The organism is Rhizobium sp. 1399 (assembly GCF_031455475.1).
GTDB lineage: Bacteria > Pseudomonadota > Alphaproteobacteria > Rhizobiales > Rhizobiaceae > Rhizobium.
The window spans coordinates 115,329-130,094 of sequence record NZ_JAVDSU010000002.1 but is presented as its reverse complement, the minus strand read 5'-3'; the positions used below and the strand labels follow the sequence as shown (position 1 = coordinate 130,094).

At 60.6% G+C, this 14,766-nt stretch carries 13 protein-coding genes; 4 read left to right on the top strand and 9 right to left on the bottom strand.

The features are described from left to right. The first annotated feature begins 47 nt into the window (after positions 1–47). From J2X71_RS06590 to J2X71_RS06575, 4 genes are read left to right on the top strand one after another with little or no spacing between them, the layout of a single operon-like run. Complete coding sequence (locus J2X71_RS06590; protein ID WP_007812246.1) at positions 48–947, top strand: carbohydrate ABC transporter permease; 900 nt, start codon at positions 48–50, stop codon at positions 945–947. Beyond that, on the top strand, positions 944–1,828 hold the full coding sequence (locus J2X71_RS06585) for a carbohydrate ABC transporter permease (RefSeq protein WP_007812244.1): 885 nt from the start codon (positions 944–946) through the stop codon (positions 1,826–1,828). The genes J2X71_RS06590 and J2X71_RS06585 overlap by 4 nt, the downstream gene beginning before the upstream one ends. Positions 1,829–1,857: 29 nt before the next feature. Beyond that, positions 1,858–3,378, top strand: coding sequence for a DUF5060 domain-containing protein (locus tag J2X71_RS06580; protein WP_310380312.1), 1,521 nt, complete (start codon positions 1,858–1,860; stop codon positions 3,376–3,378). 17 nt (positions 3,379–3,395) lie between these two features. After that, positions 3,396–4,466, top strand: coding sequence for a sn-glycerol-3-phosphate ABC transporter ATP-binding protein UgpC (locus J2X71_RS06575; RefSeq protein ID WP_310380310.1), 1,071 nt, complete (start codon positions 3,396–3,398; stop codon positions 4,464–4,466). A 71-nt stretch (positions 4,467–4,537) separates the two neighbouring features. On the opposite strand, the gene glpK is transcribed toward J2X71_RS06575, so the two are convergent. The 9 genes from glpK to J2X71_RS06530 form a co-directional block, all read right to left on the bottom strand. Continuing rightward, positions 4,538–6,034, bottom strand: coding sequence for a glycerol kinase GlpK (gene glpK / locus J2X71_RS06570; protein WP_310380308.1), 1,497 nt, complete (start codon positions 6,032–6,034; stop codon positions 4,538–4,540). Between the two features lie 142 nt (positions 6,035–6,176). Continuing rightward, entirely contained in the window at positions 6,177–7,907 is a 1,731-nt protein-coding gene (locus J2X71_RS06565) for an ABC transporter substrate-binding protein (RefSeq protein ID WP_310380306.1), read from the bottom strand. A 78-nt stretch (positions 7,908–7,985) separates the two neighbouring features. Then, positions 7,986–8,267 carry a DUF2160 family membrane protein gene (locus tag J2X71_RS06560; protein ID WP_310380305.1) on the bottom strand — a complete coding sequence of 94 codons (282 nt, stop codon included), beginning with the start codon at positions 8,265–8,267 and terminating at the stop codon, positions 7,986–7,988. Positions 8,268–8,279: 12 nt separating this feature from the next. Beyond that, complete coding sequence (locus J2X71_RS06555) at positions 8,280–9,101, bottom strand: carbohydrate ABC transporter permease (protein WP_310380303.1); 822 nt, start codon at positions 9,099–9,101, stop codon at positions 8,280–8,282. A gap of 14 nt (positions 9,102–9,115) precedes the next feature. Then, on the bottom strand, positions 9,116–9,982 hold the full coding sequence (locus tag J2X71_RS06550; protein ID WP_310380301.1) for a sugar ABC transporter permease: 867 nt from the start codon (positions 9,980–9,982) through the stop codon (positions 9,116–9,118). A gap of 3 nt (positions 9,983–9,985) precedes the next feature. Further along, a complete protein-coding gene (locus J2X71_RS06545) occupies positions 9,986–11,056 on the bottom strand; it encodes an ABC transporter ATP-binding protein (RefSeq protein ID WP_310380299.1) in 1,071 nt (356 codons plus the stop codon). A 9-nt stretch (positions 11,057–11,065) separates the two neighbouring features. Then, positions 11,066–12,142, bottom strand: coding sequence for an ABC transporter ATP-binding protein (locus tag J2X71_RS06540; RefSeq protein WP_310380297.1), 1,077 nt, complete (start codon positions 12,140–12,142; stop codon positions 11,066–11,068). 42 nt (positions 12,143–12,184) lie between these two features. Next, the gene (glpD, locus tag J2X71_RS06535) at positions 12,185–13,699 is read right to left on the bottom strand and encodes a glycerol-3-phosphate dehydrogenase (protein WP_310380295.1); all 1,515 of its coding nucleotides are present in this window, start codon (positions 13,697–13,699) and stop codon (positions 12,185–12,187) included. A gap of 112 nt (positions 13,700–13,811) precedes the next feature. Next, entirely contained in the window at positions 13,812–14,585 is a 774-nt protein-coding gene (locus tag J2X71_RS06530; RefSeq protein ID WP_310380293.1) for a DeoR/GlpR family DNA-binding transcription regulator, read from the bottom strand. Positions 14,586–14,766 lie beyond the last annotated feature (181 nt).

Genomic DNA, 14,766 nt, shown 5'->3' with positions numbered 1-14,766 from the left:
GCCGCATTCGCAAGACCGGCAGGGTCGTGCCCTGCCCGGAGGTGAGCATGTCATTGCGCCAAACAACTCATGATCCACGCATGCAGGCCTTCATCCTGCTCGTCCCGGCTCTGGCCATTTACGCGATCTTCGCGCTCTACCCGATGCTGAACGTGGTTATTATCAGCTTCCAGAAGTGGAACGGGCTCGATCCGCAACGGCCTTTCGTCGGCCTCGCGAATTATACGGCGATCTTCACGCGCGATCCGGTCTTCTGGGTCGCTTTCCGGAATACCGTGATCTGGACGCTGATGAGCCTGATCTTCCCGCCGCTGGTCGGGCTGCTCTTGGCGCTCAGCCTCAACCAGAAGATTTTCGGCCGCAACAGCCTGCGCGCCATCTTCTACCTGCCCGTCATCATTGCGCCGATCGCCGTCGCCACCATGTGGAAGTGGATGTACGATCCCTTCTTCGGCCTGTTCAGCCAGATGCTGACCTCCTGGGGCATGCAGACCTGGATCAAGGACTGGCTCGGCAACAAGGATATCGCGCTTTATTCCGTCTTCATCGCCTATCTCTGGCAGACCGTCGGCTTCTCGATGGTGCTGTTCCTCGCAGGTCTTCAGAACGTCTCGCAGACGCTGGTGGAAGCCGCCCGCATCGATGGCGCCGGCCGCTGGGCCGTCTTCAAGCATGTTACGCTGCCGGCATTGCGTCCCACTATTACGATCGTTCTGGTTCTCTCCATCATCTCGTCGCTGAAGGCCTTCGACATCGTCTATGGCCTGACTGGCGGCGGTCCCGCCCAGTCGACCCAGATGCTGGCGCTCTGGGCCTTCACCCAGGCCATGCAGATCTTCGATTTCGGCCGCGGTGCTGCGATCTCGGTGGTGCTGCTTTTAATCACCATGGCGATCGTCATCCCCTATCTGCGCTGGACGCAAAAGCATGAGGAGGTCGAATCGTGACAGTTCTCGGAGCGCAAGCCGACGATCTCGACATCGATACCAAGCCCCTTCGCCTGAAGCGCGACCCCATCCTCATCGGCTTGTGGATCGCCCTCATCCTTGTCGCGCTGATTTGGGTCGCGCCTTTCGTCTTCATCGTATTCACCTCACTGAAGACGCCGGCCGCGGTCACCAGCACCGGCGCCTTCATGCCGCCGACCGAACTCGCCTTTCAAAACTACGCCGACGCCTGGAGCCGCGGCAATTTTGCCAGCTCCTTCTTCAACAGCGTCATCATCACCGTCATCAAGGTGCCGCTCGGCCTCGCGCTGTCGGCAATGGCCGCCTACGCGCTTGCCAAGATCAAGCTGAAGATCAGCAAGGCGCTCCTGCTGCTCGTGGTCTTCGGCACGATGATCCCCTTCCAGGTGATGCTCGCACCGCTCTTCACGCTGGTGAATTCCTTCGGGCTCATCGACACCTACCCGGGCGTCATCCTGCCCTATATCGCCTTCGGCGTTCCCTATCAGGTCTTCATCCTGCACGGCTTCTTCAAGGGCATTCCGAAGGAGCTGTCGGAGGCAGCCCTCATCGATGGCGCCACGCATTTCACTATTTTCCGGCGGATCTTCCTGCCCGTCTGCCTGCCGGTTCTCGCCGCCTTGCTGATCCTCGACTTCGTTTCCACCTGGAACGAATTCGCCATGGCGCTTGTCCTTTTGCAGGACCAGCACATGTGGACCCTGCCGCTCGGCCTCATGTCGTTCCAGGGGCAGTTTTCCAGCAATTACGGCCAGCTCAACGCCGCGATCGTCATGACCGTGCTACCGGCGACGATCGTCTATCTCATGTTCCAGCGCTACTTCGTGTCCGGACTGACCTCCGGGGCCGTTAAGGGCTGACCGAAATCTTGTTTACGAGGAGAGACAGAATGTCCGATGCAGCAGTCGAAAAATGGGGCGTGTTCGAAGCGGCCTTTGCCGGCCCGTCCGAAGGCAATCCCTATCTCGACGTGGCATTCGATGCCGTGTTCACGCAAAAGAGCCGCGAGGTCCGCGTGCCGGGCTTTTATGACGGAAACGGCACCTACCGCATCCGCTTCATGCCCGACGTCGAGGGCGAATGGTCCTTCAAGACGCGCTCAAAGACGTCGGCACTCGACGGCAAGACGGGTTCGTTTACAGCAGCTGCGCCGTCGGCAGGCAATCATGGGCCGGTGCACGTGCGCAACAAGTTCCATTTCGGCTATGCCGACGGAACGCCCTTCTTCTCCTTCGGCACGACCTGCTATGCCTGGACGCATCAGCCGCTGGAGATGCAGAACCAGACACTGGAGACGCTGAAGAAAACCCGCTTCAACAAGATCCGCATGGGCGTCTTCCCGAAGGACTATCCCTATAATACCAATGAGCCGCTACATGCCTGCTTCGAAAAGGGCGCTGACGGCAAGGAAGATTTCGACCGGCCGAACCCTGCCCTCTTCCAGCATTTCGACCGGCAGGTGGCAGCCCTTTGCGCGCTCGGCATCGAGGCCGATATCATCATCTTTCACCCCTATGACCGCTGGGGCTATGCCGACATGTCGGCCGAGCAGGATTTCCGCTATGTCGCCTATCTCGCGGCGCGGCTTTCTGCTTACCGGAATGTCTGGTGGTCGCTTGCCAATGAATATGACTTCCTGATTGATACCAAGCCGATGGAGCAGTGGGACCGCTACTTCCATATCCTGGAAGAAAACGATCCCTACCAGCACCTGCGCTCGATCCATAATGGCGACGTGACGGCAAATTTCGACCATCGCAAGCCCTGGGTCACCCATACCTGCATCCAGAACCCCGACGTCAAGCGCACGCAGGAATGGCGCAACGCCTATGGCAAGCCGGTCGTCAACGACGAGCCGGAATATGAAGGCGACATCCTGCAGTCCTGGGGCAATCTTTCGGCTCAGGAACTGGTGCATCGCTACTGGATCACCATGGCGCGCGGCGGTTATGCCGGCCACGGCGAGACCTATTCACATCCCGAGGACCTGATCTGGTGGGCCAAGGGCGGTCAGTTGCGCGGCGAGGCCTGGAAGCGCATCGGCTTCCTGCGCGATCTGCTCGAGGCGGATGTGAAGCACGGTTTGGAGCCGCTCGGCGTCATCGGCGAATGGCCCTGGTCGCGCGTCTCGGGCGCACGGGACGGTGATGGTGATTTCCGGTTGATCTATCTCGGCGAGCACCAGCCGGTCATCTGGTCATCGGGCCTGCCGCTCGACGACGACAATTACGATGTCGATATCATCGATACCTGGGAGATGACGATCACACCGGCCGAGAAGGTCGCTGCACCCGTCCCGCATCCCACCCGTCATGGCGCGATCGTGCGCGGCGGCAAGCCGGATGCTGCTTTCGGCGTCAAGCTTCCCCGCAAGCCGCATCAGGCGCTGCGCGTGCGCAGGAAGCGCTAAGGATAGAAGGAGCCCCCATGTCCGGATTGAGCATCAACAAAGTCAAGAAATCCTTCGGTTCGGTCGACATCATCCACGGCATCGATGTCGAGATTGCCGATGGCGAGTTCGTCATCCTCGTCGGCCCGTCCGGCTGCGGAAAGTCCACGCTCTTGCGCATGATCGCCGGCCTGGAGGAGATCAGCGCCGGCAAGATCAGCATCGACGGGCGCGTCGTCAACAATCTGCAGCCGAAGGACCGCGATATCGCCATGGTCTTTCAGAACTACGCGCTCTATCCGCAAATGACGGTCGCCCAGAACATGGGTTTTGCGCTGGAGCTTGCCGGCGCCAAGCGGCCAGAGATCGACAAAAAGGTGGGAGAGGCTGCTGCTATCCTCGGCCTGCAGCCGCTGCTGGAGCGCAAGCCGGCCCAGCTTTCGGGCGGCCAGCGCCAGCGCGTCGCCATGGGCCGCGCCATTGTTCGCGATCCGAAGGTCTTCCTCTTCGACGAGCCGCTGTCGAACCTCGATGCGAAGCTGCGTGTCAAGATGCGAGCCGAGATCAAGGCGCTGCATCAGCGCCTGAAGACGACGATCGTCTATGTCACGCACGACCAGATCGAGGCCATGACCATGGCCGACAAGATCGTCGTGCTGCAGGGTGGCCACGTCGAACAGATCGGCAGCCCGCTCGAACTCTACGACCGGCCGCGCAATATCTTCGTCGCCGGTTTCCTCGGCTCACCGGCGATGAATTTCCTCGAGGGCACGCTTGAGAATTCCGGTAGCCCGAGCCTCGCTCTTCCCGGCGGCGCCCGCGTCAAACTCTCGCAAGCGCCGGAGAATTCCGCTGGCAAGTCGCTGACGCTCGGCATCCGTCCGGAGGATATTTCGCTCGGTGGCGATGAGGGCGTCGAAGCGATCGTGAAGGTCATCGAGCCGACCGGTTCGGAAACCCATGTCGCCGTCGAGGTCGAGGGCAAGGAACTCACCTGGGTTGTGCGCGAGCGTGTGAACCTTGAACCCGAGCAGCGGATCAAGCTGTCCTTTGCGACCCCGAAAGTGCATTTCTTCGACCGGCAGACACAGAACCGGATCGACGCTTGAAGCAAGACATATCGATGAGCCGGGCGGCCTGACACCGCCCGGCTCGTTTCACGGTGGTGGTCCGCGCTAGGTCAGGTCACCGTGCTGAGCGTTCGCGCAATCGCGTTGCGCCAGCCGACAATTCTCGCCTGCCTGTCTACGTCAGTCATATCGGGCTCAAAGCTACGGTCACTCGCCCAGGCGCGTGCGAACTCCGTCCGGTCCGGCCAGACACCGGCCTTCGATCCGGCAAGCCAGGCTGCACCGAGCGCTGTCGTCTCCAAGGTCGCCGCCCGATCGACCGGACTTGAGAGAATGTTGGCGAGATGCTGCATGGTCCATTCGGAGGCCGACATGCCGCCATCGACGCGCAGCACCGTTTCGATCGGATGGTCGCCCCAATCGCTGCGCATTGCCACGAGCAGGTCGAGCGTCTGGTAGGCGACCGATTCCAGGACGGCGCGCGCCAACTCCGCCGGGCCGCTGTTGCGCGTCAGGCCGAAAATCGCGCCCCGCGCCTCCGGATCCCAGTAGGGAGCACCGAGGCCGGTGAAGGCGGGCACGACATAGACCCTTTGCTGCGGATCGGCTCTGTCAGCCAGAGCACCGGTTTCCGATGCGTTTCCGATAATGCCGAGACCGTCACGCAGCCACTGCACGGCCGCACCGGCAATGAAGATCGATCCTTCCAGCGCATAGGTGGTCTTGCCGTTCAAACGGTAGGCGATGGTGGTGAGCAGCCGGTTCTTCGAGTGCACGCGATCGTCGCCGGTATTCAGGAGCGCAAAACAGCCGGTACCGTAGGTCGATTTCACCATGCCCGGTTCGAAACAGGCATTGCCGATCGTCGCCGCCTGCTGGTCGCCCGCGACCCCGAGGATCGGGATCGCCGCGCCGAAGATGTCAGGATCGACCGTGCCAAAATCGTCGGCACTGTCCTTGACCTCGGGCAGCAGCGCCCGCGGGATGCGCAGGATCTCGAGAAGCTCGTCGTCCCAGCGGTTCTCGGCGATATTGTAGAGCAGGGTTCGCGAGGCGTTGGTCGCATCGGTGACATGCGCTCGCCCGCCGGTCAGCTTGTAGATGATCCAGCTGTCGATGGTACCGAAACAGACCTCTCCGGCTTCGGCACGGGCACGCAGTCCCTCGACATTGTCGAGCAGCCAGCGCAGCTTCGTGCCGGAAAAATAGGGATCGAGAAGCAGACCGGTCTTGGCGGTGAAGAGCTTTTCATAGCCATCGACTTTCAGTCGGTCGCACATTTCCGCCGTACGCCTGTCCTGCCAGACGATCGCCTTGTGGAGCGGCCGGCCGGTGGCTTTTTCCCAGACGACGGTCGTCTCCCGCTGATTGGTGATGCCGACGGCAGCAATTGCGCCGGGTGCTGCGCCGCTCTTTGCCAGGGCATCGCGGGCCGTCGAAAGCACCGTGTTCCAGATCTCGTTCGCATCATGCTCCACCCAGCCGGTCTGCGGGAAATGCTGGGTGATCTCCGTCTGGGCCGACGATGCGGTTCGCATCTGAGGGTCGAAAATGATGGCTCGTGACGATGTCGTGCCCTGGTCGATGGCAAGGATATGGCCGCTCATGACATCTGTTTCCTGCGCAGCAGCCATCGTTCCGCCGGAACGGCAGCTCTGTCCCCGTTTTTGTTCTGGAAGTGGTGTCGACCTTCCCGGCACACTGCCGGGAAGGTCTGATGGCTGCCGGGCTCACGCCCGGTCGATCAGCCTACTTCTTGGCTTCGGCCCAGCTCTTGACGAGCTCGTCATAGTTGACGGTGACGGGCTTTTCCTTCTCGTTTTCGATCTTCAGCTGCGGAGCGAGGTTGCCCTTGGCGACGGCATCCTTGTTCCAATAGTCGAGATCGTGCTCCTCGGCGAGCTTCGGGCCGATGTCGCCCTGCACCTTGGCGCGTTCGAGGCGCTGCAGCACCTTTTCCTGCTCGGAGCAAAGCGAGTCCATTGCTCCCTGCGCCGTCTTTGCGCCGGACGAAGCGTCACCGATTGCCTGCCACCAGAGCTGCGCGAGCTTCGGATAGTCAGGAACGTTCGTACCGGTCGGCGACCACTGCAGACGGGCCGGCGAACGGTAGAACTCGATCAGGCCGCCGAGCTTCGGCGCACGATCGGTGAAGGACTTGTGGTCCAGCGTCGACTGGCGGATGAAGGTCAGGCCCATGTGGCTCTTCTTCACATCGACAGTCTTTGACGTGACGAACTGGGCATAGAGCCAGGCCGCCTTGGCGCGATCGTCAGGCGTGGACTTCATCAGCGTCCAGGAGCCGGCATCCTGATAGCCGAGCTTCATGCCATCCTTCCAGTAGACGCCATGCGGGCTCGGTGCAAAACGCCATTTCGGCGTGCCGTCCGCATTGACGACCGGCAGGCCTTCCTTGACGAAGTCGGCGGTGAAGGCCGTGTAGGTGAACATCTGCTGGGCGACTTCGCCCTGCGAGGGGACCGGGCCGGATTCGGAGAAGGTCATGCCCTGGGCAGCGGCCGGTGCATAGGCCTTCATCCAGTCCAGATATTTCTGGATGGAATAGACCGCCGCAGGGCCGTTGGTATCGCCGCCACGCGCGACGCAGGAGCCGACCGGGCGGGAGTTCTCATCAACCTTGATGCCCCACTCGTCGACGGGCTTGCCGTTCGGGATGCCCCTGTCGCCATTGCCGGCCATGGAGAGCCAAGCATCGGTAAAGCGCCAGCCGAGCGACGGGTCCTTCTTGCCGTAGTCCATGTGGCCATAGACCTTCTTGCCACCGACCTCGCGACCGGTGAAGAACTCGGCAATGTCCTCATAGGCCGACCAGTTGACCGGCACGCCGAGATCGTAGCCGTACTTCGCCTTGAAGTCCGCCTTGTTCTTCTCGTCGTTGAACCAGTCGTAGCGGAACCAGTAGAGGTTCGCGAACTGCTGGTCGGGCAGCTGATAGAGCTTGCCGTCAGGCGCCGTGGTGAAGGACTTGCCGATGAAGTCGTCGATGTCGAGGCCAGGATTGGTGACATCCTTGCCTTCATTGGCCATCCAGTCGGTCAGGCTGCGGGCCTGCTGATAGCGCCAATGGGTGCCGATCAGGTCCGAGTCGTTGATATAGGCGTCGTAGATGTTTTCGCCCGACTGCATCTGCGTCTGCAGCTTTTCGACCACGTCGCCTTCGCCGATGAGGTCATGGGTGATCTTGATGCCGGTGATTGCGGTGAAGGCGGGTGCCAGCACCTTCGATTCATATTCATGGGTTGTGATGGTCTCGGACACGACCTTGATGTCCATGCCGGCGAAAGGCTTCGCGGCATCAACGAACCACTGCATTTCCTTTTCCTGATCGGCGCGGGGAAGCGTCGAAAGGTCGCCGATTTCCTTGTCGAGGAACGTTTTGGCCTCGTCCATGCCGGCATAGGCCGATGAGGTCATTGCCAGCAGCAAGCCTGCTGTCGTCGTCAATAAGTGCCGTCGCATAATATCCTCCCAGGTTTAGCGATTGCAGTCTTCACGTCTCAGGCGGCCAGTACCCCCGGCCTCCGTATCACCTTGGAATCACACGTAACGAAATACGCCGATGGCGTAGATCACGGAGATGCCAAGAGCCCACCACAGGTTGGGTCCGATGAGACCCAGCCATGCAAGATGAATGAATGCTGCGCCGAGCAGCGAAATGAATAGCCGGTCGCCGCGCGTCGTCTCGAAACGAAGCAAGCCAACGCGCGGCGTGCCGCCCGGCGAAAAATATTCCCAGACGCTCATGCCGATCAGCAGCAGAAGGATCGTCAGGAAGAAGAGCGCCGTCGGCAGCGTCCAGGCCATCCAGGAAAAGCTCATGTCCGGTCCTCCTCAGACGCGGCCCAGGGCAAAGCCCTTGGCGATGTAGTTGCGAACAAAATAGATGACGAGGGCGCCCGGAATGATGGTCAGCACGCCGGCTGCCGCCAGCACGCCCCAGTCCATCCCGGCTGCCGAGACCGTGCGCGTCATGATCGCCGAGATCGGCTTTGCCGCCGTCGTCGTCAGCGTGCGGGCAAGCAGGAGCTCGACCCACGAGAACATGAAGCAGAAGAAGGCTGCGACACCTACCCCGCTCGCAATCAGCGGAATGAAGATCTTCACGAAGAAGCGCGGGAAGGAATAGCCGTCAATATAGGCGGTCTCGTCGATCTCCTTCGGCACACCGGACATGAAACCTTCGAGGATCCAGACCGCCAGCGGCACGTTGAACAGGCAGTGGGCGAGGGCGACGGCAATATGCGTGTCGATCAGGCCGAAGGCCGAATAGAGCTGGAAGAAGGGCAGCGCGAAGACCGCCGGCGGCGCCATGCGGTTGGTCAAAAGCCAGAAGAACAGGTGCTTGTCGCCGAGGAAGCGGTAGCGCGAAAAGGCATAGGCAGCCGGCAGTGCTGCGGCGACCGAGATCACCGTGTTCATCACCACATAGATGATCGAGTTGATATAGCCGTTGTACCAGGACGGGTCGGTGAAGATGACCGCATAGTTGCGCAGCGTCGGGTTCGTCGGCCACAGCGAGAAGGCGCCGGTGATCTCGGCATTCTCCTTGAAGCTCATATTGACGAGCCAGTAGATCGGCAGGATCAGGAAGATGATGTAGATCGTCGGAACGAGCCAGGAAAGGTTGCCTGCAGGTTTGTATTTTTTGGTCATGTCTGCGCCCTCCTTCAGCCGTTCGCGTCGCCGCTGGTCATCACGGTGTAGAACACCCAGGAGAGCAGCAGGATGATGAGGAAGTAGATGATCGACATTGCCGCCGCCGGGCCGAGATCGAACTGGCCGACCGCCATCTTCACCAGATCGATGGAGAGGAAGGTCGTCGAGTTGCCGGGGCCGCCGCCGGTGACGACGAAGGGTTCGGTATAGATCATGAAACTGTCCATGAAGCGCAACAGCACGGCGATCAGAAGCACACGCTTCATCTTCGGCAGCTGGATGTAACGGAAGACGGACCAGCGCGAGGCGCCGTCGATCTTGGCCGCCTGATAATAGGCATCCGGGATCGAAACGAGGCCTGCATAGCAGAGCAGCACAACAAGGCTCGTCCAATGCCAGACGTCCATGATGATGACGGTCACCCAGGCATCGACCGGATCGCGCACATAGTTGTAGTCGAGGCCGATCGCTTCCAGCGTATGGCCGAGCAGGCCGATATCGACACGGCCGAAGACCTGCCAGATCGTGCCGACGACGTTCCACGGAATGAGCAGCGGCAGCGCCATCAAGACGAGGCAGACAGGAACGCCCGGCCCCGATTTCGGCATGTTGAGCGCGATGAAGATGCCGAGCGGAATCTGCAGCGACAGAATGATGAAGGAGAAGAGCAGGTTGCGCTGCAATGCTTCCCAGAAACGGTCGGAATGCAGGGTCTGGACGAACCAGTCTGTGCCGGCCCAGAAGAATTCGTTATTGCCGAACGTATCCTGCACCGAATAATTGACGACGGTCATCAGCGGGATGACGGCCGAAAACGCCACGAGCAGCAGCACCGGCAAGACCAGAAACCAGGCTTTGTTGTTCCACGTCTTCTGCATGGCTCAGGCCTCCCTGCCGACGCGCCAGCTGTCGGCGTAAATGCTGATGGCTGACGGATCGAAGCTGACGCGGGCGTCATCAGGGATTTCGCCATCCTCAGGCACGACGATTGCAATCGGCTGGCCGGCGAAACGGGCGCGCACGATTTTCTGACGGCCGATATCCTCGACCTTGCTCACCGATACAGGCATCCCCTCCCGTCCGAGCCGGATGAATTCCGGCCGGATGCCAAGTTCGGTCTTGGCCGCGCCCTCGGTCTTCGGCGCATAGTCGAGCGTCAGCATCTCGTCGCCGACCCTGACGGTGCTGCCGTCGATCTTTGCCGGCATGAAATTCATGCCGGGCGAGCCGATGAAATAGCCGACGAAGGTGTGGCTTGGCCGCTCGAAGAGCTCGGCCGGCGTGCCGATCTGGACGATCTGGCCGTCATACATGACGACGACCTTTTCGGCGAACGTCAGCGCTTCAGTCTGGTCATGGGTGACATAGACCATGGTGAAGCCGAACTGCTTGTGCAGCCGCTTCAGTTGCGAACGCAGCACCCACTTCATATGCGGATCGATGACGGTCAGCGGCTCGTCGAAGAGGATGGCGTTGACGTCGTTGCGCACCAGCCCGCGCCCGAGCGAGATCTTCTGCTTCTGGTCGGCGGTCAGACCCTGCGCCTTGCGCTTCGCCCAGCCGGCAAGGTCGATCATTTCGAGAATGTCGCGTACACGTTGGTCGACATCCGCTTCGGCAACGCCGCGGTTGCGCAGCGGAAAGGCAAGATTGTCGTAGACCGTCATCGTGTCGTAGATGACCGGAAACTGGAAGACCTGCGCGATGTTGCGGCTTTGGGTCGAAAGGTCCGTGACATCCTTGCCGTCGAACAGGATGCGGCCGTGCGACGGCTGGAGAAGACCGGAGATGATATTGAGCAGCGTGGTCTTGCCGCAGCCGGAAGGGCCGAGAAGCGCGTAGGCGCCGCCGTCGTTCCACTCGTGGTCGACTTCCTTCAGCGAATAATCCTTATCGCTCTTCGGATTGGCGCCGTAAGCGTGGCGGATATGGTCGAGCGTGATGCGTGCCATTGTGCTCTCCTAAACCTTTCCAACCGTGGCGATGGCCTGACCATCGGCGCCGAATGCCATCAAGTGGCGCGTGTCGAGATAGGCTTCGATCTCCATGTCCGGATCGATGTCGTGAATGCCGTGTGCCAGCATCACCCAGCGCACGCCGTCATAGTCCAGATGAACGAAGCTCTCCGAGCCGGTGATTTCCGAAACCAGTGTGCGCGCCTTGAGGCGAGCCGCATCGCCGGTTTGCGGCGCAAGCCCGAGATGGTGCGGATGGAAGGCGATCGTCACGGGTCCATCGGACACGGTGGAAAGATGGGCCGGAACCGGAAGCGTACCCCCGCCTGGGCGCACAAAGATAGGACCTGATTTAGTGACCTCGATGGCGTTCAGCGGCGGATCGGCGAAGATGCCGGCGGTGGCGAGATCGACCGGTCGCCGATAGACATCGATCGTCGGCCCGAACTGCGTGACCCGGCCGGCGTTCAGCGTCGCCGTATTGCCGCCGAGCAACAGCGCTTCTGATGGTTCGGTGGTGGCGTAAACGAAGATCGCCCCCGACTGGGCGAAGATCTTCGGCAGTTCCTCGCGCAATTCCTCGCGCAGTTTATAGTCGAGATTGGCGAGCGGCTCATCCATCAGCACGAGGCTGGCATTCTTGACGAGGGCGCGAGCGAGCGCGGTGCGCTGCTGCTGGCCGCCTGAGAGATTGAGCGGCGTGCGATCGAGATAGGGTGTCAATTTCAGGAGCTCGGCTGCCTTGCGCACGTCGCGGTCGATCGTGGCGCCATCCTTGCCGGAAATGCGCATCGGCGAGGCGATGTTCTCATAGACGGTAAGCCCCGGATAGTTGATGAACTGCTGGTAGACCATGGCGACATTGCGCTTCTGCACCGGCATGCCGGTGACATCGGCGCCGTCGAAATGCACGGAGCCTTCGGTCGGCCGATCAAGCCCCGCCATCAGCCGCATCAGCGACGTCTTGCCCGACAAGGTCGGCCCCAGCAGGACGTTCAGCGTGCCCCGCTCGAGAACCAGATCGGTCGGATAGATATGATAGTCCGCGCCCACCATCTTGGCGGCGTTTCGCAGCTCCAGCATTCCGATTCCCGTGCCTCCTCGCAACGGGGACCACACGCCACCTTATCCGGCCATCTGTGCCGGTATGGCAGCCATGTACTCCTCCAGTGATCTCACCTGCTCCTTCGAAAGACGCAGGCCATCCTTTGTTCTTCGCCAGAGCACGTCTTCTGCGTGCCTGGCCCATTCATGTTTGATCAGGTAGCGAACCTCTGCCTCGTAGAGATCGGATCCGAACAGCCTGCCGAGATCCTCTGTCTTCTGGGCATTGCCAAGAAGCGTGGCGGCTTTCGTTCCGTAGCGGCGGACAAGCCGGCGGGCATGCGGCTCGGTCAGGAACGGATAGCGGCTCTTGAGCTTGCCGACTACGCCCTCATAGCCCTGCACCGGAAAGTCGCCGCCCGGCAGATGGCTGCCCGCCGTCCACGGCCTGCCCTTGACGCCGATCGCCTCGCCGATCTTTTCGAGCGCATGTTCCGACAGCCGCCGATAGGTGGTGAGCTTGCCGCCGAAAACATTGAGAAGCGGTGCCTCGCCCTGCTTGCCCTCGATCTTCAAGACATAGTCACGCGTCGCTTCCTGTGCCTTCGAGGCGCCGTCGTCGAAAAGTGGGCGCACCGCCGAATAGGTCCAGACGATATCGTCGGGCTTGACCGGCTCCTTGAAATATTCCGACGCCGCGTTGCAGAGATAGAGCGTCTCCTCCTCGGAAATCTTCACATCCTTCGGATCGGCGGTGTAGTCGCGATCGGTGGTGCCGATCAGGGTGAAGTCGGTCTCATAAGGGATAGCGAAGATGATGCGGTTGTCGGGGTTCTGGAAGAAATAGGCGCGTGGCCCCTCGAACTTCTTCCTGACGATGATGTGGCTGCCCTGGACGAGGCGCACATGGCGGGCCTCGTTCTGGCCGAAGGCGGAACGGATGACATGGTCGACCCAGGGACCGGCGGCATTGATGAGCATGCGGGCCTGATGGCGCTCACTCTTGCCGGTGACGGTATTGATCGTCTCGATCGTCCAGACGCCATTCTCCTGTCTTGCGGACACCACCCTGGTGCGCGGCATGATCAGTGCGCCCTTGTCGGCGGCATCCCGGGCATTCAGCACCACCATGCGGGCATCGTCGACCCAGCCGTCGGAATATTCGAAGGCTTTGGAAAACAGCGCCTTCAGCGGCTTTGCCGCCGGATCGGTGCGCATGTTCAAGACCGCCGTCGGCGGCAGGAGCTTGCGGCCGCCCAAGTGGTCGTAGAGGAACAGGCCAAGGCGAATCATCCAGGCCGGGCGGATGCCGCCCTTGTGATAGGGCAGCACGAAGCGCAGCGGCCAGATGATGTGCGGGGCCATGGCCCATAAGATCTCGCGCTCCATCAAGGATTCCCGCACCAGGCGGAACTCGTAATGTTCGAGATAGCGCAATCCGCCATGGATGAGCTTGGTGGCACCCGACGAGGTGCCGGAGGCGAAATCATTCATCTCGGCAAGGGCTACCGTATAACCACGGCCAACCGCATCGCGCGCAATGCCGCAGCCGTTGATCCCGCCGCCAATGACGAAAATATCGTTGATACGGCTCATGCTCCCCCTCTTTGAGCCAGGACAGCGCAACGGTTCCCCCACCATTGCGAAAGTGAGGATGATTAAACCGAAAATTTTTCGAATGTCAAACGAATGTTATTCACGGCTAAAATCAGCGATTAGCTTTCGCTGTTTCGACCAGCACAACACCGCTCTGCTGACAGATATTGCGGATAGAAGGCGAATCGCATTGGTCGGTGATGAAGGTATGGACCTGCGAAATCTGGCCGATTCGGACGGGGGCAGTGCGCTCGAACTTGGTCGAATCCGCTACCAGAATGACGTGTCTGGCATTGGCGATGATGGCCTGGGCCACCTTCACCTCACGGAAATCGTAATCGAGCAAAGCACCATCCGGATCGATCGCCGAAGCGCCGATCACGGCATAATCGACCTTGAACTGCCTGATGAAATCGACGGCTGCTTCCCCGACAATGCCACCGTCGGATTGGCGTACCACACCGCCGGCGATAACCACCTCGATATTGTCGATCAGCCGTAATCTATTGGCGACATTGATATTATTGGTGATCACCATCAATTCGTGATGATCGGAGAGCGCCTCTCCGACAGCTTCCGTCGTCGTGCCTATATTGATGAAGAGCGAGCTGTTATTGGGAATGAGATCAGCGGCAGCAACACCGATCGCCTGTTTTTCCGTTGCGGCAATCTGGCGCCGCGCATCATAGCGGACATTCTCCGTCCCACGCGGGAAGGTTGCGCCGCCATGAATGCGTGTCAGAAGCTGCGCATCGCAAAGATCGTTCAGATCCTTGCGGATCGTCTGCGGTGTCACGGCAAACTGCGCCGCCAGATCATCAACCAGTACCCGGCCCGACGACCTCGCAAGCGCGATGATCTTCTCCTGACGATCCGACAGAAACATGCGCCCTCCCTTCGTTTCGCTTTCATCTTTAGCCAAACTTCGCCTCGAGGCAAAGCAATCGCTGCTGGTGCGATCTTCCGGATCAATCTCACCGTGCGGTCTTTTCGAACATGAACGAGTGCTGAAATCCCTTTGGATATTGCAAAGCTCGCCCCGCCTCTGCCTTGTTGCGCGCTTAACG

What these genes read in the sequence shown, in the direction of transcription:
- J2X71_RS06575 (WP_310380310.1), top strand. Translation starts at nt 3,396, where the DNA reads ATGTCCGGATTGAGCATCAACAAAGTCAAGAAATCCTTCGGTTCGGTC.
- J2X71_RS06530 (WP_310380293.1), bottom strand. Translation starts at nt 14,585, where the DNA reads ATGTTTCTGTCGGATCGTCAGGAGAAGATCATCGCGCTTGCGAGGTCG.
- J2X71_RS06545 (WP_310380299.1), bottom strand. Translation starts at nt 11,056, where the DNA reads ATGGCACGCATCACGCTCGACCATATCCGCCACGCTTACGGCGCCAAT.
- J2X71_RS06550 (WP_310380301.1), bottom strand. Translation starts at nt 9,982, where the DNA reads ATGCAGAAGACGTGGAACAACAAAGCCTGGTTTCTGGTCTTGCCGGTG.
- glpK (WP_310380308.1), bottom strand. Translation starts at nt 6,034, where the DNA reads ATGAGCGGCCATATCCTTGCCATCGACCAGGGCACGACATCGTCACGA.
- J2X71_RS06540 (WP_310380297.1), bottom strand. Translation starts at nt 12,142, where the DNA reads ATGCTGGAGCTGCGAAACGCCGCCAAGATGGTGGGCGCGGACTATCAT.
- J2X71_RS06580 (WP_310380312.1), top strand. Translation starts at nt 1,858, where the DNA reads ATGTCCGATGCAGCAGTCGAAAAATGGGGCGTGTTCGAAGCGGCCTTT.
- glpD (WP_310380295.1), bottom strand. Translation starts at nt 13,699, where the DNA reads ATGAGCCGTATCAACGATATTTTCGTCATTGGCGGCGGGATCAACGGC.
- J2X71_RS06560 (WP_310380305.1), bottom strand. Translation starts at nt 8,267, where the DNA reads ATGAGCTTTTCCTGGATGGCCTGGACGCTGCCGACGGCGCTCTTCTTC.
- J2X71_RS06590 (WP_007812246.1), top strand. Translation starts at nt 48, where the DNA reads ATGTCATTGCGCCAAACAACTCATGATCCACGCATGCAGGCCTTCATC.
- J2X71_RS06555 (WP_310380303.1), bottom strand. Translation starts at nt 9,101, where the DNA reads ATGACCAAAAAATACAAACCTGCAGGCAACCTTTCCTGGCTCGTTCCG.
- J2X71_RS06565 (WP_310380306.1), bottom strand. Translation starts at nt 7,907, where the DNA reads ATGCGACGGCACTTATTGACGACGACAGCAGGCTTGCTGCTGGCAATG.